The sequence below is a fragment of the Clostridioides sp. ZZV14-6154 genome, assembly GCF_020657785.1.
Taxonomy (GTDB): Bacteria; Bacillota; Clostridia; order Peptostreptococcales; family Peptostreptococcaceae; genus Clostridioides.
This window is the reverse complement of the sequence record NZ_JAGWCY010000098.1, coordinates 1-251: the sequence shown is the minus strand read 5'-3', so window position 1 is coordinate 251 and position 251 is coordinate 1. Positions and strand designations below refer to the sequence as shown.

General features: G+C 50.6%; 1 rRNA gene. It reads left to right on the top strand.

The window, feature by feature from the left end:
- Positions 1-219 (top strand): 16S ribosomal RNA (locus tag KGF45_RS20605); the annotation flags it as partial.
- Positions 220-251 lie beyond the last annotated feature (32 nt).

Genomic DNA, 251 nt, shown 5'->3' with positions numbered 1-251 from the left:
CCTACATGAAGCTGGAGTTACTAGTAATCGCAGATCAGAATGCTGCGGTGAATGCGTTCCCGGGTCTTGTACACACCGCCCGTCACACCACGGGAGTTGGAGACGCCCGAAGCCGATTATCTAACCTGTTGGAAGAAGTCGTCGAAGGTGGAATCAATAACTGGGGTGAAGTCGTAACAAGGTAGCCGTATCGGAAGGTGCGGCTGGATCACCTCCTTTCTAAGGAGAATTGCCTACTGTTTAATTTTGAG